Origin of the sequence: Paenibacillus sp. FSL H8-0317 (assembly GCF_045040685.1) — a bacterium.
Taxonomy (GTDB): Bacteria; Bacillota; Bacilli; order Paenibacillales; family Paenibacillaceae; genus Paenibacillus.
Genome location: NZ_CP150294.1, coordinates 505083 through 529943, shown reverse-complemented (window position 1 = coordinate 529943; position 24861 = coordinate 505083). Strand labels below are relative to the sequence as shown.

23 protein-coding genes and 2 pseudogenes are annotated in these 24861 nt (G+C 46.9%); 8 read left to right on the top strand and 17 right to left on the bottom strand.

The features are described from left to right. Nucleotides 1-26 precede the first annotated feature (26 nt). Entirely contained in the window at nt 27-935 is a 909-nt protein-coding gene (locus MHB43_RS02665) for an ABC transporter ATP-binding protein (protein WP_221823897.1), read from the top strand. A gap of 81 nt (nt 936-1016) precedes the next feature. Beyond that, nucleotides 1017-1847 carry a TatD family hydrolase gene (locus MHB43_RS02660; protein ID WP_405131261.1) on the top strand — a complete coding sequence of 277 codons (831 nt, stop codon included), beginning with the start codon at nt 1017-1019 and terminating at the stop codon, nt 1845-1847. 338 nt (nt 1848-2185) lie between these two features. Here MHB43_RS02660 and nfsA read toward each other — a convergent pair whose 3' ends face one another. From nfsA to MHB43_RS02615, 9 genes are all read right to left on the bottom strand, one after another. Then, on the bottom strand, nt 2186-2929 hold the full coding sequence (gene nfsA / locus MHB43_RS02655) for an oxygen-insensitive NADPH nitroreductase (protein WP_336764038.1): 744 nt from the start codon (nt 2927-2929) through the stop codon (nt 2186-2188). Next, nucleotides 2922-3521: a TetR family transcriptional regulator gene (locus tag MHB43_RS02650; RefSeq protein WP_339306578.1), complete on the bottom strand. Its 600-nt coding sequence runs from the start codon at nt 3519-3521 to the stop codon at nt 2922-2924. The genes nfsA and MHB43_RS02650 overlap by 8 nt, the downstream gene beginning before the upstream one ends. 155 nt (nt 3522-3676) lie before the next feature. Further along, on the bottom strand, nt 3677-4837 hold the full coding sequence (locus MHB43_RS02645; protein WP_237177577.1) for a YhgE/Pip domain-containing protein: 1161 nt from the start codon (nt 4835-4837) through the stop codon (nt 3677-3679). 350 nt (nt 4838-5187) lie between these two features. Continuing rightward, a complete protein-coding gene (locus MHB43_RS02640) occupies nt 5188-7668 on the bottom strand; it encodes a heavy metal translocating P-type ATPase (protein ID WP_405132380.1) in 2481 nt (826 codons plus the stop codon). Between the two features lie 225 nt (nt 7669-7893). Next, nucleotides 7894-8094, bottom strand: coding sequence for a copper ion binding protein (locus tag MHB43_RS02635; RefSeq protein ID WP_221823889.1), 201 nt, complete (start codon nt 8092-8094; stop codon nt 7894-7896). A 76-nt stretch (nt 8095-8170) separates the two neighbouring features. Next, nucleotides 8171-8569 carry a metal-sensitive transcriptional regulator gene (locus MHB43_RS02630; protein ID WP_405131260.1) on the bottom strand — a complete coding sequence of 133 codons (399 nt, stop codon included), beginning with the start codon at nt 8567-8569 and terminating at the stop codon, nt 8171-8173. Between the two features lie 122 nt (nt 8570-8691). Next, the gene (locus tag MHB43_RS02625; RefSeq protein WP_405132379.1) at nt 8692-9186 is read right to left on the bottom strand and encodes a GNAT family N-acetyltransferase; all 495 of its coding nucleotides are present in this window, start codon (nt 9184-9186) and stop codon (nt 8692-8694) included. Between the two features lie 117 nt (nt 9187-9303). Then, nucleotides 9304-9489 (bottom strand): hypothetical protein, encoded by a 186-nt coding sequence (locus MHB43_RS02620; protein ID WP_036616704.1) that lies wholly within the window; start codon nt 9487-9489, stop codon nt 9304-9306. 473 nt (nt 9490-9962) lie between these two features. Next, nucleotides 9963-10361 (bottom strand): hypothetical protein, encoded by a 399-nt coding sequence (locus MHB43_RS02615; protein WP_405131259.1) that lies wholly within the window; start codon nt 10359-10361, stop codon nt 9963-9965. Between the two features lie 834 nt (nt 10362-11195). Between MHB43_RS02615 and MHB43_RS02610 the strand changes: the two genes are divergently transcribed. Both MHB43_RS02610 and MHB43_RS02605 read left to right on the top strand, forming a co-directional pair. Continuing rightward, complete coding sequence (locus MHB43_RS02610) at nt 11196-11900, top strand: hypothetical protein (protein ID WP_405131258.1); 705 nt, start codon at nt 11196-11198, stop codon at nt 11898-11900. A gap of 9 nt (nt 11901-11909) precedes the next feature. After that, complete coding sequence (locus tag MHB43_RS02605; protein WP_405131257.1) at nt 11910-12110, top strand: hypothetical protein; 201 nt, start codon at nt 11910-11912, stop codon at nt 12108-12110. A gap of 162 nt (nt 12111-12272) precedes the next feature. Here MHB43_RS02605 and MHB43_RS02600 read toward each other — a convergent pair. Then, a pseudogene (locus tag MHB43_RS02600) lies at nt 12273-12491 on the bottom strand (transposase); the annotation flags it as partial. A 323-nt stretch (nt 12492-12814) separates the two neighbouring features. On the opposite strand from MHB43_RS02600, the gene MHB43_RS02595 reads away from it, so the two are divergent. Continuing rightward, nucleotides 12815-13018, top strand: coding sequence for a hypothetical protein (locus MHB43_RS02595; protein ID WP_405132495.1), 204 nt, complete (start codon nt 12815-12817; stop codon nt 13016-13018). Between the two features lie 123 nt (nt 13019-13141). On the opposite strand, the pseudogene MHB43_RS02590 reads toward MHB43_RS02595, so the two are convergent. The 7 genes and pseudogenes from MHB43_RS02590 to MHB43_RS02560 all read right to left on the bottom strand — a co-directional run. Continuing rightward, nucleotides 13142-13620 (bottom strand): annotated as a pseudogene (locus MHB43_RS02590) (reverse transcriptase/maturase family protein); the annotation flags it as partial. 277 nt (nt 13621-13897) lie between these two features. Beyond that, the gene (locus MHB43_RS02585; protein WP_405131256.1) at nt 13898-14656 is read right to left on the bottom strand and encodes a nucleoside phosphorylase; all 759 of its coding nucleotides are present in this window, start codon (nt 14654-14656) and stop codon (nt 13898-13900) included. Nucleotide 14657: 1 nt separating this feature from the next. Continuing rightward, nucleotides 14658-15329: a sulfite oxidase-like oxidoreductase gene (locus MHB43_RS02580; RefSeq protein WP_221823885.1), complete on the bottom strand. Its 672-nt coding sequence runs from the start codon at nt 15327-15329 to the stop codon at nt 14658-14660. 47 nt (nt 15330-15376) lie between these two features. Beyond that, on the bottom strand, nt 15377-16300 hold the full coding sequence (locus MHB43_RS02575; protein WP_017691011.1) for an ABC transporter permease: 924 nt from the start codon (nt 16298-16300) through the stop codon (nt 15377-15379). Beyond that, entirely contained in the window at nt 16284-17351 is a 1068-nt protein-coding gene (locus MHB43_RS02570; protein ID WP_405131255.1) for an ABC transporter permease, read from the bottom strand. Before MHB43_RS02570 ends, MHB43_RS02575 begins: the two co-directional genes overlap by 17 nt. Further along, on the bottom strand, nt 17348-18847 hold the full coding sequence (locus tag MHB43_RS02565) for an ABC transporter ATP-binding protein (RefSeq protein WP_405131254.1): 1500 nt from the start codon (nt 18845-18847) through the stop codon (nt 17348-17350). Before MHB43_RS02565 ends, MHB43_RS02570 begins: the two co-directional genes overlap by 4 nt. 293 nt (nt 18848-19140) lie before the next feature. After that, complete coding sequence (locus MHB43_RS02560; RefSeq protein WP_221823881.1) at nt 19141-20172, bottom strand: BMP family protein; 1032 nt, start codon at nt 20170-20172, stop codon at nt 19141-19143. A gap of 276 nt (nt 20173-20448) precedes the next feature. On the opposite strand from MHB43_RS02560, the gene MHB43_RS02555 reads away from it, so the two are divergent. The 3 genes from MHB43_RS02555 (at nt 20449) to MHB43_RS02545 (ending at nt 24846) form a co-directional block, all read left to right on the top strand. Beyond that, nucleotides 20449-21870 (top strand): hypothetical protein, encoded by a 1422-nt coding sequence (locus MHB43_RS02555; protein ID WP_405131253.1) that lies wholly within the window; start codon nt 20449-20451, stop codon nt 21868-21870. 243 nt (nt 21871-22113) lie between these two features. Beyond that, a complete protein-coding gene (locus MHB43_RS02550; protein WP_076216483.1) occupies nt 22114-22704 on the top strand; it encodes a DUF5317 domain-containing protein in 591 nt (196 codons plus the stop codon). A gap of 309 nt (nt 22705-23013) precedes the next feature. Next, a complete protein-coding gene (locus MHB43_RS02545; protein ID WP_221823876.1) occupies nt 23014-24846 on the top strand; it encodes a diguanylate cyclase in 1833 nt (610 codons plus the stop codon). The last annotated feature ends 15 nt before the right edge of the window (nt 24847-24861 follow it).

The window sequence follows — 24861 nt, the reverse complement described above, 5'->3', positions numbered from 1 at the left end:
ATCTGTATATAGGAAGTGATGACCATATGAATCGGCAACAGGATGAACAAGTCCAGCCTGGACGAGGAGCAAGTGTAATAGAGCCAACGCACGGTGAAAAGTTTAACTCGGCTACGCCTGATCGACCTGCCAACACGACTCCTGCTCCGGTTCCACCTGCACTGGACGTTGTTAATGTTCATGCATCATTCCGTGAACGGCGCAGCAAGCTACCGGTTCTGAACGGCCTGTCCCTGACTGTGGAGCAAGGCGAGTTTGTTGCTATCGTTGGACCTTCTGGCTGTGGCAAAAGCACTCTGTTCCATATCATCGGCGGTCTGCTGAAGCCACAGGAAGGCCAAGTGCTTATGAACGGTCAGAATGTAACGGGACAGCGTGGCAAGATAAGTTATATGCCCCAACAGCCCGCCCTTTTCCCTTGGCGTACCATTGAAGATAATGTACTGCTTGCTGGAGAAGTAGCTTCAAGCGCTCCCCCTCGGAACGAAGCACTTGCAGAAGCTCGTAAGTGGTTAAGCAGCGTGGGTCTTGCCGGGTTCGAGCAAGCCTATCCTCATATGCTGTCGGGCGGAATGCAGCAGCGTGCGGCATTTTTGCGCGCCCTGCTCAGTCCGCAGGAACTCATGCTGCTGGACGAACCTTTCAGCGCGCTGGATGCACTGACACGCAGCGACATGCAGCGCTGGCTGCTCGATATCTGGGAACAGAACCGCCGCTCGGTGCTGTTCATCACCCATAATATCGAAGAAGCATTGCTGCTAGCGGATCGGGTCTATGTATTATCCAACCGACCTGCAACGGTGTTGCACGAGGTACATGTTCCTTTTGATCGCCCAAGACGAGAAGAAATTACGGAGGAATCTGCTTTTCTGGAGCGTAAACGGCAGATTGCACAGTGGATGAGAGAAGAACAGCAGAAAGCCCGCCTATCATAATAGCGCGGGTTTTTAAGTTATTATTTTCCTTTAATGGGTGATCCACCACAAGAAATTCTGCGTAACATAGTTAGAATATAAATGACCACAAGGAGGAATTCCCTCGTGCATTCTCAAGCTTTTGCACCATTAATTGATGCTCATATTCACTTCGATCAGTATACCCCTGACGAACAACGCGAGATGCTGTTATCTTTCCCGTCTCAACAAGTCGAGGCAGTCATCGCCGTGTCCATGAATCTCGCTTCTGCCCAGGCCAATCTGGAGCTTGCAAAACAACATCCACGGAACATCTATCCAGCCTTCGGTTTCCATCCAGAACAGGAACTGCCGTCCGTTGCAGAAATGAATCTGTTCTTCCAATGGATCGAAGAGCATATCGGACAAGCTATAGCCATCGGAGAGATCGGTCTTCCCTATTACAACCGTCAGGAAGCGGAGCAGGCAGGGCAGCGCTTCGATCAGAGCGGGTATATCGAGTTGCTTGAACGTTTCATCCAGCTCGCCAAAAAGCACAACAAACCACTTGTCCTTCATGCGGTATACGAAGATGCGGATATCGTCTGTGATTTGCTGGAGCAAAATCAGTTCCGACGTGCTCATTTCCACTGGTTCAAAGGTTCTCGCCAAACCGTAAGGCGTATGGCGGACAACGGTTATTTCATCTCTTTCACGCCAGATATTCATTACGAAGAAGAGATTCGTGAACTCGCCCGGCAATATCCATCGGAACAAGTGATGGCTGAGACCGATGGACCTTGGCCCTTCGAAGGACCATTTCAGGGACGAATGACACACCCTGCCATGACCAGACAGGTCATTCAGGCATGGAGTGAGATCACCGGCATGGGAACCGAGCGGGCCGCCCGTCTTTTTTATCAGAACACAAAGCGTTTCTACGGCTTAACTTAAGTACAATCAGGTAACAGCAAGTACTCTCGCTTGCCCTGCCAGCACAACACATTACAGCTCAGCACAAAGAAGCCAGTCGGCTTCGCCACCGACTGACTTCTAATTCACCATATATATATCAGTTGAACTAAATTTTTACACAGGAAAGCAGAGGACAGAAATAACCTGAGGAAGCAGAGCGGTCGCCTAAAAGCTTTCTGAAAGAAAGCTACTTCGGAAGCATACGCTATCACTAGATTTTCACCTTCACAAAAATTGGATCAAAAAGTCTGGGGATAACAGCGATCGGAAGGTTGTTCTGTCATCGGAGTGGCAAGTGTAACTACCTTCAGTTCAACTTAACGCTTCAAGAATCCTTTGCCTTCCAGGAACGGTCTCACTTGCAACCTTGTCGGCTCAGTCAGGCGCTTCGCCATCAGTTCGGACCATGGGGTCGTTCGTTCACCGTTAGTCCGTTCTTTCATGTACGCCGTCGTTGTCTCATCATACAGCTCAACACCTTTGATGCTCTGCTCGGCATTATAACGATTATGATGCAGGACTGCATCCAGCGGCAGACGCGGCCGAATTCCCGTTTCCTGATCTGCAACACCAATGCACATGCCATACACCGGATAAACCCCTTCCGGCAATTCCAATAACTCAGCTACTTCCTCAATCCGGGTACGAAGCCCGCCGATATATACGATTCCGAATCCTAGTGACTCCGCTGCAAGAGCGGCATTCTGGGAAGCCAGTGCAGCATCAATTGTGGCTACCATGAAATTCTCTGTTGAATCGGCATACGATTCCTTCTCAGGAAGATGACGTTTCGCAGCATCACTCAGCCGATACAGATCAGCACACCATACGAGAAACACCGGACATTCATTGACGTAGGCCTGGTTGCCTGCCAATTCAGCCAGCTTGGATTTCTGCTCTATGTCAGTCACAGCAATCACGGTATAGGCTTGTACACTACTTGAAGAAGAAGCCATCTGACCCGCCGCTACGATGGCTGCAAGCTGCTCATCACTCACCGGGTCTGGCTTGAATTTGCGTACAGAGCGGTGCTTCATCATCAATTCAATGGTTTCATTCATGGCTGTTCACTCCCAATCCTCGAAGTACGAACTCAATTGTCTGCTCAGCGAGCTCGTCTGTATTCATATCCTGATAATCAAAGCCAAATCGTGAATTCTTGGCCCGTTTGTGTGCCAAGGCCACACCCATCACCTGAAGCATCGCATAAGTTACGGACTCAATCTGAAACAATCCCTGGTCTTTTCCTTCTTGCAGAAGTTCCTTAACTCGGGTCCAGACGGGGTCCAGAAAACGAAATACGGTAGCTGTGCGATGTGTACGAAGTGTAATTTCAAGCTGCACAATATCGCTCATCTCCCGATCCGTCATCGTGAACTTCACAACTTCACCAATAATTCGTCGGATGCCTTCCACAGGCGAGGACATGGATTCTTCCGCCAGCGAGTTCATCATATGCCCAGGGAAAAAATGCTCAAATAAGGCTTCGAATACCTTCTCTTTGCCGCCAAAATGGTATGAGACCAGTGACACGTTCGCACCCGCCTCATCACAGATTTGACGAACACTCGTCCCGTCATACCCCTGCTGTGCAAAAAGCTTCTTGGCTGCAAGCAATATCCTCGTTTTTATATCCAATTCCGGTTCAGTCATTCCGTCCCGCTCCCTCTTATCCGTTCATTTCATCTGCTTCAGCTCAAGGGCTGTAGCCAGGTACTGTATCTGTCTATTATATTACACCAAGCACCCCGATGAAAATCATCGGGGTGCTTGTCCTATCTATGAAGCAATGGTATACATCTGCTGTATTAGTTGTTCGCTTGAGCCGGGCTTGGAGCCATAGCTGGCATGCGTTGTTTTTTCAACAACGTCACGACCAATGACAACGCAACTGCAACCAACAGTACAATCACGATGGAACCTACAGCAGACTGAACTCCTGGGCCTCCCAACTGCACGCTCAGAATCCCCTGAACGGCGTATGTTGCAGGCAGGTACTGCCCAATGCCGCTATAGAAGCTGTTCAGCAATTCACGCGGTACCATTGCACCGGAGGATACCAGTTGCAAGGACAGTGAGATGATGTTGAACAGACTTCCTGCTGGTCCGAAGCAGATCAGGAAGAACTGGGAGAAGAACATGAACGTGCACAGGAAGAGCGCCTGGAACAGCCAGAATGCAACGAATCCCTGTGCAATTTGTCCGCCCAGTGCCACAATCAATGATGATCCCAGCAGGGAAACGACCAATGCAGAACCCACGTTGATGACTACTCTCGCGCCAAACAAAGTCAATCGGGAATAGGTAGATGACAACATGCCCATGGCTGTCTGGAGGTTCATCCCCATGATCATGGCACCTACATAGGAAGCCAGTACCATCATCATCGGCACCATCTGATTATTCATCCCGTTAACCGGGTTAATGGACGTTGTCGTTCCTTCCACTCGGGTAGCCAGGTTTGTCGCGGCTTCAGCAGCCTGATCGGCAGGCGCACCTGAAGCGGTTAACACCGTCTGTACCCCTTGTGCTGTAGCTTGTTTGTTAATTGTGTTTGTCACACTTTGGGATACACCTTGCATCATGCTTTTAATCGTAACCGGGTTTGCTTCATTAAGGGTGTATTTAATCTCGGCAGTTGAGCCAGCCGTCTGAAGCAATTCGTTAAATCCAGCCGGGATATCCAGCACCATGTGTACTTGGTGATGATTCAGCTGATCCAACGCTTCAGCCGCACTCAGATTGGATACGGTATGAAAAGGCAGTGTTCCTGCGAGCGAATCCGCAATTCCTTTGGACATTTCGCCGTCTTCGTTCACAATCGCAACCGTCAATTCTTTCGTACGGTCATTTACTCCAGAATATGCGGTCATCCAGATCACGCTAAAGATCACTTGGAACATAAGTGCTGTTACGATCCCTACAATCACTGGCGGTTTTTTAAACAATGTACGTAAAGCCTGTAACATAAAAGGTGTCCTCCATTACTCAAATAGTTCTAATTTGATTTAAACAGTTGTTTGAATCAAACGATCGTTTAAATTTTATGTGAATATGTCCATATTGTCAACTCATTTTTGAAAAATTCAGAAAATGAAAGCTTTATTCATGAATACAATCGATCCATTTTCACAAACGTGCATTATGCTATCCTTTCTCCGTAGAAAAGAACATCTATATCAACGATTCAGGTTACTTTCTGGCGACTCAACTGTATTTTTCTCAACAAAAAACACGGTCCGCCACAGCGAACCGCGCATTTATTCATCCTCAATTCATTGACAATGAGCCGTTGAATATATCTCCAAACAAAGTTCGGTCAGTTATTTCTCTTCAGCTTCATCCGTTGCAGACGTAGGGAATTCAGTACAACCGATACGGAGCTGAACGCCATCGCTGCCCCTGCCAGCCATGGAGCCAAGAAGCCAACTGCCGCAATAGGAATACCAATAACGTTGTAACCAAGCGCCCAGAACAGGTTTTGTTTGATGTTACCCATCGTGCGCCGGCTCATCTCAATCGCATCTGCAATGCTGTTCAGATCACCACGCATCAAGGTAATATCCGCCGCTTCCATCGCTACATCCGTTCCTGTTCCGATGGCCATCCCAATATCAGCAGTAGCGAGTGCCGGAGCATCATTAATGCCGTCACCTACCATTGCAACTTTCAGGCCGCTCTCCTGAAGTTTCTTCACTTCCGCAGCTTTACCCTCCGGCAGTACCTCAGCCAGCACTTTACCGATCCCTGCCTGTTCTGCTACAGCGCGAGCTGTTCGCTCATTGTCTCCCGTGATCATGATAACATCGATCCCCATCGCCTGAAGACGACCAATGGCTTCTCGAGAGGTATCCTTGATGGTGTCAGCCACCGCCACGATCCCTGCCCACTGACCATCCACCGCTACCAGCATCGCTGTACGCCCTTGTTCCTCCAGATGGTTCATCTGCTGAACGGTTTCCTCAGAGACATTCACCTGTGCATCTGCAAGCAAACGCCGCGTGCCGACCAGAATTTCCTGCCCTTTTGCTGAAGCTCGCACGCCGTATCCCGGTATGTTCTCGAACTTCTCTGTTGGGGTTAACTTCAGACCCTTGGCACGGATACCAGCAACAATCGCCTCTGCCAGTGGATGCTCGGAACTCTGTTCGGCCGCTCCCACTCGCTCAAGCAGATCGGATTCCGTCCAATTCGGAGCCGTGGTAACATCGGTAAGCACCGGTTTACCCTGGGTTACTGTACCTGTTTTGTCAAGCACCACGGTCTGAATCTGTTGTGCCGACTCCAGATGTTCACCGCCCTTGAACAGAATGCCATATTCAGCCGCACGTCCTGATCCAGCCATGACAGAAGTCGGCGTTGCCAGCCCCAGTGCACATGGACAGGCAATGACTAGCACGGCAATTGCTTTTTCAAGGGAACCAGCGAAGTCACCCGGACTTGCAAACAGATACCAGATCAAGAATGTCAGCGCAGCTATGCCAACAACAATCGGAACAAATATGCCTGATATGACGTCTGCAATCCGCTGGATCGGTGCTTTGGAGCCCTGAGCTTGCTCAACGACTTTGATAATCTGGGACAAAGCCGTGTCAGAGCCCACTCGGGTCGCACGAAGACGTAATACCCCATTCTTATTCAGCGTTGCCCCTGTAACAGGATCTCCAGGCTTTTTATCCACGGGGAGGCTTTCTCCGCTAAGCATGGATTCATCTACTGAGGATTGCCCTTCTTCAACGATACCATCCACCGGGATACTGTCCCCCGGCTTCACCAGGATCAGATCACCCACCGCAACATATGCGGCAGGAACCATCACTTCCTGTCCATCACGAATGACACGAGCTTCACGTGGAGCCAGTTCAATCAGGCTTTTGATTGCCTGTGAAGAGCGACCTTTCGCCACAGCTTCGAACCATTTTCCCAGTAAAATTAACGTAATTAGAATCGCACTTGTCTCATAATAGAGTTCTACCGAAGGCATGGCGGCTGTGCTCGTTCCCATTGCGCCGTGATCCATCGTCGTCGTAGAGGGTAAGTACCCACTGGATAGCGTCAGATACAGACTGTAGAAAAACGCTGCGCTGGTACCCAATGCAACGAGAACGTCCATATTAGCACTGCGGTTACGTAGGGCTTTGTACGCCCCCACATAGAATTGCCAGCCAATCACGAACTGTACTGGCGTTGCCAGAATCAGCTGGAACCAAGGGTTCATGAACAGATCTGGGACATAGATTCCGGATGTGAACGAGAAATGCCCCACCATTGCCCACAGCAAAGGAATCGATAACAACGCAGATATCATCCATTTCCACTTTTTGCGTTGCAGCTCACGTTCACGAACCGATGTGGTCTCTTCCTGCGTCAATTGCAGTTCAGCACCGTAGCCCATCTGCTTGATCTTGGCGGTAATATCCGAAGGTTTCAATGCACCAGCGGCATATTCGATATGCCCTGTTTCCAGCGCCAGATTCACATTCGCCTGAGATACCCCCGGTAGTCGGGAAAGTCCTTTTTCAATCCGGGCAGAACAGGCAGCACACGTCATACCGGTGATGTTCAGATCAACCGATTCGGACAACGTACCGTAGCCAAGCGCCTCTACTTTATCCCGCAACGCGTTCACGTTAGTTGTCTTCGGATCATAAGATACGGTTGCCTGTTCGATGGCAAGGTTCACATTGGCCTGATGCACACCTTCCATGCGGGACAATCCCTTCTCCACTCGCGTCGAACAGGCAGCACAGGTCATCCCCGTGATGTGCAGTGTTGCCTTCAGCCCTGGTGCTTCTGCCATAGGTGGTATTGGGGTGGGTTCAGATGATCCATCCATCGGTTTATTCGTTGAGTTATCCATCATGTCAGCTCCTTTCATATCGATTCAATTTATTGTATGTTGCATTCGAACATACCCCTAAGGGGTATATATCAGACAGAAAATTAGGCTTAAACCTGACTCGTGGGAAAAGGGGTTTGCCCTCTTTGTGCCCATGAGCATGTTCGGTTTAAGCCTGTGATCCCGTTAGACTACATCATATCCCTGATCTTCAATCGCAGCTTTGATCTGATCCACGTTCACTTTCTGCTCATCATATTCCACCGCTACTGTTCCCGCTGCCAGATCAACCTTACCACTCGCACCGGCATTCTTCACGGCCTCTTCAACCGACTTCACACAGTGATTGCAGGACATTCCCGTAACGTTCAACGTAACATTAGACATTGTAAATTCCTCCTTGGGGTATATTAAAATGATAAATTAAATAGTTGAATTGATTCAGCTTACTTCATTAACTTCCTTACTTCATTAACTTCCGCATCGTAACCAGCAGTTCATCCACAACCTCATGTTCACCAGCCTGAATACGCTCAACGATACAGCTCTTCATATGACCTTCAAGCAGAAGCTTGCCTACCGAGTTAAGAGCAGACTGAGCCGCCGCAATCTGCGTCAGTACATCATCACAGTACGTATCCTTTTCGATCAATCCTTTGATCCCGCGAATCTGACCTTCCACACGGTTCAAACGAGAGACCAAGTTACTCTTCATCTCCTGCGAATGGTGACTCTTGCGCACATGCTTCCCATCACTGCCCTCGGTATGACAGGATACCGCTTCTTGAACTGTAACCGAAGCTTCCGTTGAATCTGAAATGGAGGATTGCATAGGTTCCTCGGGATGGCTCTGATGTTCCATCTGAACACCCCTTTTCTTTCGTTCTTTTCTAAGAGTAACATACCCCATGGGGGTATTAAAGAGTATTCTGATATTTTGATAAAAATGGATGAATCCTTCCTAATTAAATAGAGCGGTGCATCTTACAAGGTATACTCCATCCTGCTACTGCGGACAACCAGACCCATCTGTTCATAGAAAGCCTGTGCACCAGAGTTAAACGTCGACACGGATAATTCCACGCTGTGTGCCTGAAGTTCTCTCCCTAGCCCGATGAATGCTTCTAGTAACTGTTTGCCTGTTCCTTGCCCCCGATGTTTGTTATCCACTACAAGTTCATGGATGTACAACATCCTGCGATCCACCATCAATGGGTTATCCTGAATTAAACTTAACTGAGCACTCCCGTAACCCAGAATCAAACCCGTTTCGGAAGACTCGGCAACATATAGGTAACGCTTGTCCGTTTCCAGCAGTTCGGTGAACTCCTTTTCCTCCATTCTGGTCTCTAACGCTCTGTATAGATCCGGCCGTGCCTCAACATGCATCTGGTGCAGCTCATCCATCAACAATGACACGCCAGGGTAGTCCCTCATTTCTGCCATTCTGATGTTATTCTTACCTGTAATCAACCCCATCACTCTTTCGTCTGCTGAATTTTACATTATTATATAACCAAAAAGCAGATACCATAAGGGTACCTGCTTCGCTACATTTATTTTCATTCCATCAAGCCCGTAGGATGCTCATGTTGTTTATTTTTTCGAAGAAGTATTTCCTTCATTAAAAGCAACAGGTGATGGCTTCGCGGCCCATTCATCCGCCTGCGGCTCAATGTCCACTCCGCTCAAAATCTTCTTTTTCTCCATCAAGGAATCCCCATCTTCATCCAGCTTGTTGCGAATTTCCGCCTCGTCCTGAGGTTGATTGTTCTGTGTCATCGTAGAATCCTCCCTTATGTGTTTATCTTCAATATGATGTTCCTTTATATAACTTACCCATTTTTTGCTTTATCATTCTCCGCGAGGGACATGCGATCCCCACTGGCTTAACATATTCACATAGCTCCCGAAATAAACGATCACTTTCTTGACTTAATCTTTTATATTCGACAGTTTGTCAAACCAAGTGCGACAGCTCCTCTGTGAAAGATTCGTGAGCGGTTCTCCAACCCAAGCATTTTCGCGGTCTGTGATTAATGAGATCTAGTGACCGAGCGAGATCTTCATCCTCAACTTGTACGAGACCCGTGCCTATCTCCAAAATAATTCCTCTAATACTATATTTTTTAACTCATATGCAGTACATAATCTCACCTTACTTTTGCAAAGAAAAAATAATTATCTGTATACTTCCATTGGTGAATCGGCGTACCTTTAGTGACTTCACCTGTCACTGTGTTGATCTCTAAAGGTTATACTAAAACCTTCCATCCATTTTCGCTTTTAAAAACTTTATATGGGAGTGGTGGCGACTGTTTGTACCCTTGTCCTGCATACTTTTGATCCACATAAAGTTGAACTTCATTACTGTTGATTTGTGTACTTTCTACAGTCTCATACCCAGAAGTAGGATTGGTTTTTAAATCCTTTACATATCCTTCTTCACGACTTTTCTCATCTAAATAGTTTGTATCTTTTGAATAGAACATCATTCCCTCTGCATCCTTAGCAATGTAAGCATCAAAGTACTCAGTTGCTGCCTCCATCGGAGTTTGGGCAATAACTCTTTCCGCAGTTGTAGTCGTCGCTACTATAATAGAACCAGCAACAATTCCAGCAAGTAAAAGCGGTACTAATTTTTTTCCCTTCATGGATTGAAGACTCCTTTTAATATTACATTCCTAAATAATGGAAAATTCTCTTTAGGTCTACTAAGTATAACGTGTTCGATTATCGAAAGGCTGTAAAATTTTGAGAAATTATTCCACAAGAAGGACCTAATTACTGATGGATAAATTTCGAGTTGTTGTTACAGTACTACTGGTATTAATTCACCGTCTTACTGAGTCTTATCTATTTCGATTTGAGACATAGCAACAAAGTACAAGACGGTATTCATAGAGTTTTGTATAATGCAGATTAAAACATATAATCCCAATAAATCGCCATTTTCAAATAAGCTTAGTTAACGCTAAGCTTATTTTTATCGTCCTTAAAGGTATACCTTTAGAGACGGATTTTCTTACTTAGTATGTGGAATTTGTTTCTACGGTGTGTCGTCCATATAGGCAGTTATTCTAACTTTTTTAGACTCTTTTACAAAATAATGAATAAAAAAAGTAACTATTTTCCTTTTTGGGTGTCTATATATATGTGAGGGAAATCCTCAACACTGGTTATAAGGAGCGTAAATGTTATTGAAATTTAAGAAGACTTGGTTAATTGCGGTACGTTTGCCCTAAGCTTCAGCTTAATGGGCAACGTGTCAGGAGACCAACTCAGGGCAGGAAAAGAAATCCAAATTCAGGCCTAGCAGCATTCAGTTCTATAATACACTCCCAGGTACGAAGAACAACGAGAAAGAAAAAGCCCTCATTGAACATGCAGATGCTATCGAACTGGTATCTAAGCAATTGCATACAGATGGTATCAATCTTGAAGAGGAAATGTTATACGAAATATTAAAAAATGGGAGGTTTTTTATTATGTTAAAGGCGAAAAAGGTCTTTTTTCCAGTATTAATGATTTTGTCTATTTTCTGTTTAAGTTTATCTCCAAATTTGAGTGTTACAGCACAAGCGGATAACAGCCAAGATTTTGCTGTAGTTATAGGTAATGAAGCCAAGGAATTGATCGATGCAACGCTACATGGAGTAGAAGCAGGTGAAATTGAGAATATCGCCCCTGTCTCTGCTTTTGATTTGGAAAAATCGAGTGTGTACACGGTTGGCGGTGGAGTTACGGTTGTTACAGTTCCTTTGCATGGGGATTACAGCCTTCCTAGTAACGTAACAGTATTCTTCGATGAGGATAATACCGTATTGCAGACAAATGAAATGCTGGTGACCAAGAATGAGGCAGGAAACTTCCGAGTTGAGACGTATTTGAATGGATCAGTTGTTAAATCCGTGGACACTGACAGACCTTATATCACAGATGAAGAAATGCTTGCAGAAGAGCCAGTTAACTCTGGAGTTCAACCAAATAGTGTAGGCGCAGTGGCAGGTTGTCTTGGAGCAGTACTTGGAATTGGTGGTACGGCGGCTTATATTATTGCGGTCGCGTGTGGGGGTTCGTGTGCAGTACCGACACCAGTGACTGCTCCGATATGTGCTGCATGTATTGGTGCATATGCACTTCTTGGTGGTGGTGCTATCGCTGGGGCAGTAGCTTGTTTCAATTACCTGTGAGGTGATTTGATGAACAAAATTTTAGCGTTCTCGATTTTGGGAATGGGTTTAACTGGTGCCGTTTTAATCATCTCAATTGCTCTGTTGTTTAACCCCCCAATAGGAAATGTGTTGAAGATGGTTACTGCTGCTGCAACATTATCTTTTATTATATTTGCTGTCTCGGCTTTGGTATTTCGTCGGCGATTAGATGCTGAAAAAAGAGAGTAATATATTTATACTTCCTCAATTTAGGACGATGATTCCTAGTAGCAATCCTAACAATGTTTTTACTCAAGAAAAAAAGCATCTCCTTCAGGGAGGCCACTGAAAAACGATTACAGAATATGTAAGTGAGGCTGATGAGCGAATCATCAGTCTCTTTTTTTACCTCAGACCAATGAACCATTTGTACGCCAAATTAACTTTGGTTTCTTCAATGACTCTCTCATCGGAGAGGTTGTACAACTTTTGAATGAAGATCAATCGAAACAACATCTCGCGATCTTTCGCACGCCTGCCATAAAAGAGGTTATATTGCTCTTGAACAAATTCAAGAATAAATGAAAAGTCGATAAGTAACTTAACAAACAACAAACGCTCTCCTTTCATAGCGAGCTATATCATTTCATTCCCCAAAATCATTTACTCATTCGGATTCATCACCCGGAAGATCCTTTGCCCGACTCTTCGCTGCTTTCTATCTTTCGTGTTCACAAAATTGGGGCCGGTGAGGTTGAAAATCTGCTGACTGTGGTCGTTAAACAATGCGTAGAAAAAGGGTTTCTGAAATCGTCGGCTATCCTCGTGGATGCAACCCATAGCTATTCTAAACATGAAGCCTCTAAACCGCTTCAAGTCCTGAAACAGCCGCCAATCGTTTACAGCGAGCGGTCAAAAAGCATAATAGCAAACTGCTAAAGCAGTTGCCCAAAATGCCTGAATTCGAGGGGGAAACCAGGGATAAGGAAAAACAGGCACTTGCTTATCTTGCTGATCTAGGCGATACCGTGGAACAACTGCTTCCCGATGCCGAAGGATGGTTGAGGTCACGTCTGGAAGAAACAAAGAAGATTGTAAGCGATGAACGATTATTAGCTTGGAAAGGGGTACAGTCGGCAATTGATCCTTTTTCTTAAGCTCTTTAATGTGCTGCCTGCACATTTCTTTTTCCACTGGTTTAAGTTCGGTCCATCTGGCTCGGTAGCTTCCTTTGGCTCTTATGAGTCTGGCCTCTCTTGTACGGTACTCTTTAAGCCTCTTCCGCGCTTTCCCCTTATCAAATGAATTTTTCAACTTCGCAACGAAGTTATCAAGTTCATTGAGATAAATATTTGATAGGACAGGGCTGATAATTCCCCCCTGTGGAGTACCACTGTATGTGTTATTATGTCCAGTTCTCAACGAATCCTGCTCTAAGGAACTTCCAGATCAGATTCATAAACACTTCATCATCAATTCTTCGTTTAAGTAAGTTAATGAGCGTATGATGGTCAATGTTGTCGAAGAATCACTTTATGTCTCCTTCAACGAACCATTTAACCCCAGTGAACGTGTTCTTTACTTGTTTGAGTGCAGTATGGCAGCTTCTGTTTTCTCTGAAACCATGAGATTTTGTTGAAAACACAGGATCATAAATACTGTTCAGTATCATTCTGATCACTTCTTGCAAGAGCTTATCTTCAAATGAGGGAACTCCCAAGGGGCGTTTTCCACCATTCTTTTTCGGAATGTATACCTTTACGGTCGGTAAAAAAATTGAGTGTTGAAAGTCTTTAAAGGTTTCGAGAAGGCGATACCTTATTTCTAAAATCCATCAATAGGTTTGGCTGTAACAAGCAGGAGATTCTAAAGAATGGCAATGGTTAAAGAAAAAAGGGAGAACTCAAAAAAGGACGCCCCCTGGGTCATATTCATGACCTTGCGGGACGCCCTTTTATATTATCCACATCCAATGGACAACTTCTACTATTTTGCTTTGTAACACTGAGCAAAAATGCATACTTGTCTTAACCAACCTATGCCTGATCCTGGCGAGCAAGCGTGGCGAGTGCACGTAGCGCTGCATTAATCTCACGCTCCACCGCTTGTCCAACCGCATCCGTATGTGGATCATACTCGGCAGCCAGGTCGCTGTCCGCGAATCCATCGATCGCGACAATGGCTCCAGCACGCGCGCCACGCAAGGTGCTGACAATATAGAGCGCTGCAATTTCCATCTCGGCCGCAAGTGCTCCAGCCTGCTTGTATTTGCGATGTGGGATCTCTTCCACGCCTGCGAAGAACGCATCCAGCGTTACGGTGATACCTACGCCCACTTTACCTGCAAAGCTTGCAGCATCCGCGCTTTCTTGCTCACGAGCAGCTTCGATCAACGCTTGTGTCACCCCAATGTCCGCTACCGCTGGAAAACCTTCCGGCACCAGTTGGCGAGTCAACCCGTCCGTACGAACGGCTGCTGTACTCACTATCACACTGCCTGCCGGATAATCGGCTGTATACGACCCAGCTGTACCTACACGAATCAGAGTTGTTACACCCGCGCGAATCAATTCCTCGAAACACACAGCTGCTCCTGGTGAACCTACACCGTGGCTGACCACAGCGATCTGTACCCCTTCATACAATCCAACAAATGTACGATACTCCCGACTGAACGCCAGTTCTCTCGCCTGATCCAGCTTGTTGGAAATCTTCTCCGCACGTGCCGGATCACCACAGACGATGGCGTATGCCGGCATGTCTTCCGAATGAATCTGCAAAATAGGCATTAACATCTTAATCAAACTCCTTCTTCGTCCACTCGTCTTCCGGAATCGGCAGATCTTCACCGGAGAAGCGTTGTTCCTTGAACGGATCGGCAAAATGGTGGAAACCATTCACTTCCCAGAATCCGTTCCGATCTTCTGTCATAAACTCAAGACCACGTATCCACTTGGCACTCTTCCAGAAGTACAGTTGTGGCACAACCATACGCAGTGGAAAACCATGCTTGGGTGTTAGTGGCTCACCGTTATATTTGAATGCAAGTAATACATCATCATGCATCAATTCTTCAAGCGGTACATTTGTCTCATAATCATGATCCGCATGGATCATGACGTATTTTGCCTCCGGCTTAACCCCAAGAAGCTTCACAAAATCGGAAAAGCGAATACCTTCCCACGGCGTATCAAATTTCGACCAACGGGTAACACAGTGAATATCACTCACCGTGTTCACCTGTGGCATCGCCTGCAACTCAGCTAGGGAGAACACCTTCTCCTCTTCCACTTCGCCAAATACCTTCAAGTCCCAAGTGGACAGGTCATATTCCGGCACTTCCCCTTCATGCAGAATTGGGAATTTCTCCGTCAGCATCTGTCCTGGCGGCAGCCGATCTCCGTGATCGTAACCTGTTTTGGGTGCCGGGGTTTTACTTTTTTTCAAACGTTCAGCCTTGTTATGCAAGTGGAATTCCTCCTTCTTTTACTGTCTCTAACATAGACATTCAGGAATTAACGCGAGCTTCCGCCCGCTTTCAGTGCATCCTGTGCATAGGTACGGTCTTTGAAAAAGAACATCGCGACAAGCGTTACAATATACGGCAGCATCAATGTGAAATGGGTTGGCAGGGAGAATCCTTGCAGACGAATACTTAATGCTTCCATGAAGCCAAACAGTACACTGGAGCCCATCACACCAAGCGGATTCGCTTGCCCCAGCATCGTTGCCACCAGCGCGATAAAGCCACGACCAGCAGTCATGCCTTCCGTAAACATCGTTACCTGACCGAGCGACAACTGTGCTCCAGCCAGAGCACACAACACACCGCACATCAGAACGGCACCATACTGGATGCCACGTACCTTGATCCCGATGCTCTGTGCTGCAATCGGGTTCTCACCGACCGAGCGCAGACGGAAGCCGGATACACTTTTGAATAGATAAAATTGCAATGCAATCACGAGCACAATGCCGAGGTAGACTAGCGGACTATGTCCCGATATTACATCGCCCACCCACGGAATGTCCTTAATCAATGGAATATCCCACTTGGGAAGTCCCACCATGTCTTTGTCGTAGTATGCACCTTTCACATCAAAAATCGCACGCAGTGCAAAGGTCGTCACCCCCGCAGCCAGGAAGTTGAGCGAGATCCCGACCACGATGGCGTTGGCCTTCAGATTAATGCTTATAAAGGCAAAGAGCGCTGAGAATAACATCACAATTATAATGGAAAAGAGTACAGCCAGCAGCACATTGCCAAACAGATAATTACCAACAATCGCGGAGAACGCACCGATCAGAACCAGTCCTTCAAGACCGACGTTGAACAGACCGACACGAGAACACAAAGCCCCACCGAGCGCTGCAAGCAGGATTGGAGTCATAATCCGCAAGGTTGAGCCAAACATGGCTGCATCAAACAGTTGTTGCATTGGACTTTTTCTCCTTTCTCCGCTTCAGGAATGAATAACCGATCTGAGCTGATACAAATAACGTCAATACAGCCTGGATGACACTGCCAACTTCCAGCGGTACATCCGTGTTCCGTTCCATCCCCATGGCACCTGTCTGTAACGCAGCCAGCAAAATAGCTGCCACAGCAGTACCGAGTGGATGTGAGCGAGCAAGCAGCGTTGCCATAATGCCGCTCCATGCGTAACTTGCCGATGACAGCGAGCCATCAAGGAAACGGTACTGTGTACCAAGCACTTCCCCCGCACCTGCAAGTCCAGCTAGTCCGCCACTGATGACCATGGACAGCATCATCATGCGAATGCGGCGAACACCCCCGTAGGTTGCAAAGGATGGGTTGCTGCCGAGCATGCGGATTTCATAACCGGTCACCGTTTTATGTGTAAACCAGTAGATCAGAATAGCTGCTACAATGGCAATAATGAAGCCTGCATGCAGCCCCATGCCCTGGAACAACTTCGGCAACCAGATACTCTGGTCAATCATGGGTGTCTGAGCCATCGCAGCAGATCCTGTAGTGTCCTTGAATGGATAGGAGACCATGTAGCCCCCGAAATAAATGGCAATATAGTTAAGTAGTAAGGTTGTGATCAACAGATTCATGCCGAAACGCGCATCCAGCCACCCTGCAAACAGGGACCAGATTCCCCCGGCAAGAATACCTGCCATTATCGCAGCAATACACACAAACCAGCCTGGGCCTGGCAGATAGAGCGCCGTGAGCGCGGCACTAAGCCCGCCAAGAATCATCTGGCCTTCCGCTCCCATATTGAAGAATCCGGCACGGAATGCCAATGCTACGCCAAGCCCTGCCAAGATAATTGGTGTGGAACGAGCCAGCGTATTCGTGAAGAAGTAGAAGTTGCCGAAGGCCCCTTTCCACATCTCCGCATACGTATCCACCACATTACCGCCAACGATCAGAATCGCCACAGCCCCTGCAAGCAGACCGATGAATACGGCAAGCAGCGGCTGTACGAGTCCGCGAAGTGTTTCTTTTACCCGATTCATATCCGCTCTTTCCCTCCTGCCATTAACAAGCTGATCTGTTCCTCAGTCGCTTCCTCTGCTCTCAGTTCTCCGGCAATTTCGCCTTCATACATGACAATAATCCGATCAGATAATTGCAAAATTTCGGACAACTCGGATGAGATAAGCAGAATGCCCGCACCTTCACTACGTTTGCGCAGCAATTCAGCATGAATCGTCTCCATCGCTCCGATATCCACACCACGAGTCGGTTCGGCTGCAATCAGAAACGGTGTATCTTGTGCAAATTCACGGGCAGCAATCAGCTTCTGTAAGTTTCCTCCCGACAAAAACTGTGCCTTGGTCTCCGCAGAACCCGTCTTGATGCTGAACTGTTTGATCCAGCTCTCTACCATCGTTCTTGCTGCTTTGGCTTTGATAATGCCACGTGACTGCAAGCGATGATGGTGTCCCATCAGTCCGTTCTCACGAACGCTTGCATCCTTGGCCGCTCCCCACATATAACGATCTTCCGGGATATGAGCAAGTCCATGCTCCCGAATGCGCCGCACAGGCCAGTTTGTTGTATCCTGCCCTGAGAGGAAGACACGACCATTGTCTGACTTACGCAGTCCGGCAATGACCTGAATCAGTTCCGACTGGCCGTTACCCGAGATGCCTGCTATACCCACGACCTCGCCTTTTCGTACCTCCATGTGGATGTCCTTGAGCGCCGAACGATCCTTCGCTCCAGACAGATTAACCCCTTCGACCTGAAGCACCGCCTCAGCCGGAACCGATGGCTGCTTGTCCATACGCACAAGTTCACGACCAACCATCAGACGAGACAATTCTTCTACATGTGTATCTTTGGCTTCCAACGTGCCTGTCACCTGACCATCCCGAAGAACCGTAATCCGGTCGGCTACATCCATGACTTCTTGAAGCTTATGTGTAATCAGTACAAAAGTTTTGCCCAATTTGGCGAGCGATTTCATGTTCGCCAGCAGTTCTTTCACTTCCAGCGGTGTCAGTACCGCCGAAGGTTCATCCAATATAATGATGTCTGCGCCCTGATGCAGCACCTTGAGAATTTCAACACGCTGCTGCATGCCAAGCGGGCACTCGGACACTTTTTTCCACGGGTCGACCGGCATACCATATTTTCTGCCAAGCTCGTTTACTTGAGCCGCTGCTTTTTTGCGGTCAAATGCGCCTGCCTTAGCCGGTTCGCGTCCGATCACGATGTTCTCCGCCACCGTAAAGGAAGGGAACAGCATGAAATGCTGATGCACCATACCGATGCCACTTGCCATCGCCTGGGACGGCGTGGCAAAGCTCACCTCACGTCCGCGGACTTTGATTGTGCCTGACGTGGGCTGTTCCATACCGTACAGCATACGCATCAAGGTTGTTTTACCGGCTCCATTCTCACCTACTAGGGCATGAATCTCTCCCTCACGCAAATTAAAACGGATGTCACGGTTAGCGGTGAAGCCGCCGTATTTCTTCGTAATCTGCTCCATCTCCAACAGCATATCTCGCGTTCGCTCCCCTCAATTCAACTTAAAAAGGTTACACTCGCCACTACGATGACAGAACAACCTTCCGATCGCCGTTATCCCCAGATTTTTTGATTCCCTTTTGACACGGGAAAATCCGGGGATAAATGCGAACACTTCGCTTCTTCAGGTTATTTCTGTCCTCTTCGTTATCGTGTAAACGATAAGTTGAACATATACTGGTCATTTAATAGCAGCAAAACCGGCTGCCTGATCGGGCAGCCGGCTGATCATTTCCATCACTCATTCATTGAAAAGAACATTCAAAACTATTGTTGCAATGGATCTTTGACTACGATCTTGCCGGATACGATATCATCCTTGATTGCTTTAACCTTGTCGATCACTTCTTGTCCTACGAAAGCATTCAATGGAGATTCGCTATCACGTGTAACGTAAGTCAGGCCTACACCGTCTTCTTTCAAACCATAGTTTACTGCACCTGCTTTGAAGTTGCCTTCTACAAAATCTTTCACGGTCTCATAAGCAACCGTATCGGTTGACTTCAATTGAGACAATACGATATGTTCCGGGTCTTCAACTGTACGGTCCGTATCCTGACCTGATGTGTAGAATCCTTTTTCCTTGGCTGCTTCGAACACGCCGAGATCACCTACAGCGGATGCGCCAGCGATGAAGTCAGCGCCTTTGCCGAATTGCACCAGCGCCAATTCTTTGGCTTTGGCCGGGTCATTAAATCCACCTACATAGTTCACGAGGAATTCTGCATCCGGATTCACGGATTCCAATCCAGCTTTGAAACCTTCCGTATATTTCTTGATCAATGGTACATCCATTGCTGCGATCATGCCGAGTTTGTCTGTTTTGGTGGACAATCCAGCAGCTGCACCGAGCAGGTACGCCCCTTCATATTCACGGAAACCAACGCTACGAACGTTAGGAAGATCAACGGTTGTATCTACAATTGCAAAGGACTTGTCCGGATTTTCTGCAGCGACTTTCTTCAATGCATCTTCTGCCTGGAAAGTTGCTGTAATAATCAGATCATAATTCTCGGCAACCGCAGCACGCAGATTTTGTTCAAATGCTGCCGGGTCTGTCGATTCAATCGTCTTGGTGTCTACTTTGAATTCTTCACCTGCTTTTTTGAAACCTTCATCCATCTGTACAAAGAAAGGGTTAACCCCTATTTTTTCGGGAAGTACGAGGGCCATCCGAAGAGATTTCTCAGAATCACTGCCTTGGGCGGATTGTTCGTCTTTGGAAGCCGAATTTCCACAAGCTGCTAACAAAATAGCCAACATGATGATCGATAAGACGAACGATAAACCTCTTTTCATTTTGAAAATACCCCTTTTCAACATTCTTTTTTCTTATCCTAGCGGATACTGTCGATCCTTGTCAATAAATCTTTGAGCGTATACACTCAAATAGAATATAATTGACAATTCACTTTCTACCAAGCTTTGGAAACCGTTCTGTATCAAGCTTTTTTTCGTTGACATCCAGCGCGTCTCCGTGCTAAAGTCAATCCAATTATTATATTCTGATAGGAATTGTCAGGATTATAACCCGAAGCTATTTATTTTCCAACCCATTTTAAGGAGGCTATTCATTTGAAAAAAATCACCCAGATCACACTGGCGGCTCTACTCGCCGCTCCGGTAACACTCGGCAGCCTAAGCTTGCCCGCTTCCGCTTCTGCAGCATCTGCAACTCCGGCTAAACCAACCACATCACAAAGTGTCAAAGGACCGGTAGCTCAGGCGCCAGGCGCTTATACGGAAAGCGCAGCGGATTTCGCTCAATTCTTGCAAGCGAAATACAACATTCAATTGCCGCAACAGATTACCAAAGGTGATTTCATTCAAGCCATTGCAGCCATCACGGAAACAACTCAAGCAAGTGACAGTGAAGCCAAAGCTCCAGTCTTTACCGATCTGTCTTCTGGTGATTCTTCATATGATGCTGCCGTATCCTTATACAATAATGGGGTTCTTTCCGGTACAGAAGTACGTGCCAAGGATCATCTGAGCACTTATGCAGCGGTCTTCATCGCGGTGAAAGCAGCCGGATTCAAGGAACTGGCTTATACATATCCTGCAGAGAAAACAGCCAAAGCGCTTGCCAAAGTCGGCATTAGCCCGAACCGTGTTCAGGGACAAGCCGCACAGGAACTGGCTGCGGCGATCGATACAGGCCTGATTCCCGAAAGCCTATACCCCGCTCTCCTTAAAGGTGGCGTAGCAAGTAAAGATTTCGCTAATACTTTGCTTGGACGCGTACTGGTCAGTCAAGGGAAATACAAACATGAGATTGGGCGTTCCGGCGATGCGGACATCTATTCCAAACTATACGCTGCATATCGCACAGCGGATCTGATCGAGTCACCTGAGCTGAGAAAGATTGTGGATCAGGCCCTGCGAGATGATCTCGTAACAGGTTATAATCTGAAGGATAGCCGCTTTGATTCCAACTTTATTGATGAACTGACACTTACCTACGGCCACGATAATATTCAACATGCTGTACAGTTGGTTGGTTTGTTGCGTAGCGAAGGTATTGATGCTGATGTACAATTCCAGCCGAAGACATCTGCCTTCATTTTTTTGAAGGAATGGGGCGAGCCGAAGGAAACGCCAGACTATAAAGTGACACAGATCGAGAACGGCAACTATATTGCTTCTGCGAAGGAATATGATATTCAGTTCGAGTTCAACAATGTGGCAGACAAAGTCCGCTTCAACGACATTGTGCTGAAATATGCCAAAAAGAACAGTGACAGTACATCTCCATTGATTCTCAGTTCCTGGTGGCAACCGCTGTATTATTCACCAACTACATTGGCGAACTATCCTGTCATTTCCAATAATAAGATCGCGCTTGGCAATTACTATGCTCAGTCCTTCTCTCTGAAAGAGAATGCCAAATCCATTCGGGAAGGTTTCCTGAAGCTGGCACCTGATGCGGACATTACAACGTATGACTTCTGGGTGGACCAGCCTTTCTTCAACTATCTGAACGGTGGATCCGAATAAAATAAACTCCGTCTTCAACCGAATTAAAGCTCGTATTTTGGCACCATAAGCAGCCGTCCTTTACCGAATTTTACAGGGGTTTCGACCCCTAGATTCGTAAAGGCGGTTTTTTGTTCAGCATTTTGCAAATTTCTTCTACAAAATCATTTTTCTCATGCAGGAATTACCAATATAAGGTCGAATCCTATATGTACACAAACACGCAATCATATTGCATATCTCCGCACGAACAGGAGTTACTCCATGGTATATGACGGTATTCTACTAGGCTTAATCGTTGGATTTTTTCGGGGTGGGTTGCGGCATGGGCTCAACCAGTTTGCAGCACTCAAACTGCGAAGCGGCTGGATTTTCCCTGTATTGTTACTAATCCAGTTCTTTATTTTCTATCTCCAGGAACGATTCGAATGGGTGGCATCCATTAATGGATATCTCTTTGCTGCCGTTTACATTACAGGGCTCGCTTTCCTGTGGCTCAACAGACACCATACCGGGTTCATGCTCATCTGGATTGGGGTATTTCTCAATTTTGCCGTTATGGCTGTAAATGGTGGGCGCATGCCTGTTTCTGTGGAAGCCTCCGCTGTACTGGGTCCCTATTATGTAGACATGCTCAGGGAAGGCGGCGCCGTATCGAAGCATTTTATGATGGATGCATCTACAAATCTGCCTTTTCTCGGTGATATCATCCCACTCTCCAGCCCTTATCCACGGACTCAGGTGATCAGTATCGGTGATGTGGTCATGAACGTTGGCATATTCCTTTTTATCCAATACATGATGGTGAATCGGGACAAAAAGGCTGTACAACCTGCTAAAACTCATCAGGCTTGAAGAAAGCAGGTAGACTCCAAGGAAGGGAGGTCTTCTCCATGAAAAAATTAGAAGGTGTGAAATATTCCCGCATTGTCATCAACGCAATCATCGTAGCTTCTGTCGTTGTAGCGTTAACTTCGGGATACAAGTTGGGCGGCTAGTATCCATACCGCCAAACAAGACAAACAGGCTGCCAGCGGCCTGTTTTTTCTTTCTGGATTTTTGGCAGGCAACTTGGTATGTTATACATCTATATAGTATATCCATATACAGAACACCAATTATATACACATCAAGAGTAGACTAAACCCAAGCAGGAGATTTTTTATGAACTTTATTCGTAACCTTATCCATAAGGCTGATCGAAGCAGTCTGTATGTTATTTTGCTTAGTTTTACCGGGATCGGTGTTTTTCTGTACATGAACAAGTGGTCTTATCTTCATCTAACCACGGCGGATTGGGTTATGGTCTACACCATGCTGGGTGCGGCGTTAATTCTGGATTATTTCACGTTCCAGATTCCACCCAAAGGCAATCAGCAATCCATGGATTCATCGGTATACCTTGCCTGTATATTCATGTTTGGCGGAGCTTTCAGTTTATCTGTACTGCTTCCTGTCTCCATCATCCTGTTAATCAAAGAGCGCAAGCTTACCTGGTGGAAACATATTGTCAATTTCAGCATCTACAGTCTCATGATTACGGGAGCAGCTGCCGTGTTTGAGTGGACTGGCGGGCAATCGGGAACTCTGGACGGTTATAACCTGATTCCTTACTTTGCAGCGCTCGCAGCCTACTTCATCATCAACACAATCACACTTGGCTTATTCTTTCATTTCTCAACAAAGGATGCATTACAGCAGATGAAGCGGGCATTCGTTACCGAATCCCTGCTGGTTTATTTATGTACGCTGATTCTGGCGCTTGTCCTGACAATTCTGGTTGTACACAATGGCGTGCTCGGTCTGTTGTTGTATCTGAGTCTCAGTATTCTGCTTTCCCATGCATTCAAGCAATTGTTTGTCATGTATCAGACCATCGAGGAGAAAGCTAACACAGATCAACGCACAGGTCTGTTCAACCATAGTTATTTTGAAAGTATGTTGGAAAATGAACTGACTACTGCTCGTACGCAGGGAACGCCGCTCTGTCTGGGGCTTATTGATATTGATGATTTCAAAAAGTATAACGATCGGTTTGGCCACCTACAAGGCGACAGTCTGCTGGCCCTGCTGGGGGATTTTCTGATGCGCAAGACGGAAGGCACACCTGTTACCGCCTTTCGTTATGGAGGGGAAGAGTTTACTTTGCTCATGCCAGGAATGGAACTGGACGAATCCTACAGGTTCATGAACAAACTGCGTAAACAACTGAACGACACGCCGTTTGAAGGCGTTGAAGTGTTTCCACACGGTTGTCTCTCCTTCTCTGCTGGCGTCGCGCCCTATCAGGTGGATATGTATAACAAATCCCAGCTGGTGGATCAGGCAGATAAAGCACTGTATTATGCGAAGAAACAGGGCAAGAATAACGTGCACCGCCACGGCAGCAATGATGGCATGGAACACGAGATTGATCTGGTACAGGACGTTCGTGACATCGAGCAGCAGCTCAATCTGTTCAGATACAAGGATATGGATACGTTTAAACATTCCAAACGGGTCTACAAATATGCACTGGATATCAGTGAATTGCTTGCACTGGACAATGCGGAAAAACGTCGTTTCGTGCTGGGAGCACTGATTCATGACATCGGCAAACTGGAGATTCCTTGGTCCATTCTGAACAAAAAGGACAAGCTCACTGCAGAAGAATGGGAAACGATCAAAGGACATGTCACCTGGGGCAAAAAAATGGTGATCACCAACGATCGCTTCGCCGATCTGATTCCGTATATTGAACTTCACCACGAACGCTATGATGGCAAAGGCTATCCTTACGGCCTGAAGGGTAACGAGATTCCCCGGCTCTGCCGGATGCTGACCGTGATTGACTCCTTTGATGCCATGACGACAGAGCGGCCATATCAGGAAACCAAGAACGTGGAAGAAGCGATTCGGGAGCTACGCGCATGTTCGGGTTCACAGTTCGATCCGGAGCTTGCCGAGTTGTTCATTCAATATATTGAGAAAAGAACCGCTCAGCAACAGTTGCAGTAAGATGAACGAAGCTTC

What these genes read in the sequence shown, in the direction of transcription:
- MHB43_RS02665 (WP_221823897.1), top strand. Translation starts at nt 27, where the DNA reads ATGAATCGGCAACAGGATGAACAAGTCCAGCCTGGACGAGGAGCAAGT.
- MHB43_RS02660 (WP_405131261.1), top strand. Translation starts at nt 1,017, where the DNA reads ATGACCACAAGGAGGAATTCCCTCGTGCATTCTCAAGCTTTTGCACCA.
- nfsA (WP_336764038.1), bottom strand. Translation starts at nt 2,929, where the DNA reads ATGAATGAAACCATTGAATTGATGATGAAGCACCGCTCTGTACGCAAA.
- MHB43_RS02650 (WP_339306578.1), bottom strand. Translation starts at nt 3,521, where the DNA reads ATGACTGAACCGGAATTGGATATAAAAACGAGGATATTGCTTGCAGCC.
- MHB43_RS02645 (WP_237177577.1), bottom strand. Translation starts at nt 4,837, where the DNA reads ATGTTACAGGCTTTACGTACATTGTTTAAAAAACCGCCAGTGATTGTA.
- MHB43_RS02640 (WP_405132380.1), bottom strand. Translation starts at nt 7,668, where the DNA reads ATGGCAGAAGCACCAGGGCTGAAGGCAACACTGCACATCACGGGGATG.
- MHB43_RS02635 (WP_221823889.1), bottom strand. Translation starts at nt 8,094, where the DNA reads ATGTCTAATGTTACGTTGAACGTTACGGGAATGTCCTGCAATCACTGT.
- MHB43_RS02630 (WP_405131260.1), bottom strand. Translation starts at nt 8,569, where the DNA reads ATGGAACATCAGAGCCATCCCGAGGAACCTATGCAATCCTCCATTTCA.
- MHB43_RS02625 (WP_405132379.1), bottom strand. Translation starts at nt 9,186, where the DNA reads ATGGGGTTGATTACAGGTAAGAATAACATCAGAATGGCAGAAATGAGG.
- MHB43_RS02620 (WP_036616704.1), bottom strand. Translation starts at nt 9,489, where the DNA reads ATGACACAGAACAATCAACCTCAGGACGAGGCGGAAATTCGCAACAAG.
- MHB43_RS02615 (WP_405131259.1), bottom strand. Translation starts at nt 10,361, where the DNA reads ATGAAGGGAAAAAAATTAGTACCGCTTTTACTTGCTGGAATTGTTGCT.
- MHB43_RS02610 (WP_405131258.1), top strand. Translation starts at nt 11,196, where the DNA reads ATGTTAAAGGCGAAAAAGGTCTTTTTTCCAGTATTAATGATTTTGTCT.
- MHB43_RS02605 (WP_405131257.1), top strand. Translation starts at nt 11,910, where the DNA reads ATGAACAAAATTTTAGCGTTCTCGATTTTGGGAATGGGTTTAACTGGT.
- MHB43_RS02595 (WP_405132495.1), top strand. Translation starts at nt 12,815, where the DNA reads ATGCCTGAATTCGAGGGGGAAACCAGGGATAAGGAAAAACAGGCACTT.
- MHB43_RS02585 (WP_405131256.1), bottom strand. Translation starts at nt 14,656, where the DNA reads ATGTTAATGCCTATTTTGCAGATTCATTCGGAAGACATGCCGGCATAC.
- MHB43_RS02575 (WP_017691011.1), bottom strand. Translation starts at nt 16,300, where the DNA reads ATGCAACAACTGTTTGATGCAGCCATGTTTGGCTCAACCTTGCGGATT.
- MHB43_RS02570 (WP_405131255.1), bottom strand. Translation starts at nt 17,351, where the DNA reads ATGAATCGGGTAAAAGAAACACTTCGCGGACTCGTACAGCCGCTGCTT.
- MHB43_RS02565 (WP_405131254.1), bottom strand. Translation starts at nt 18,847, where the DNA reads ATGCTGTTGGAGATGGAGCAGATTACGAAGAAATACGGCGGCTTCACC.
- MHB43_RS02560 (WP_221823881.1), bottom strand. Translation starts at nt 20,172, where the DNA reads ATGAAAAGAGGTTTATCGTTCGTCTTATCGATCATCATGTTGGCTATT.
- MHB43_RS02550 (WP_076216483.1), top strand. Translation starts at nt 22,114, where the DNA reads ATGGTATATGACGGTATTCTACTAGGCTTAATCGTTGGATTTTTTCGG.
- MHB43_RS02545 (WP_221823876.1), top strand. Translation starts at nt 23,014, where the DNA reads ATGAACTTTATTCGTAACCTTATCCATAAGGCTGATCGAAGCAGTCTG.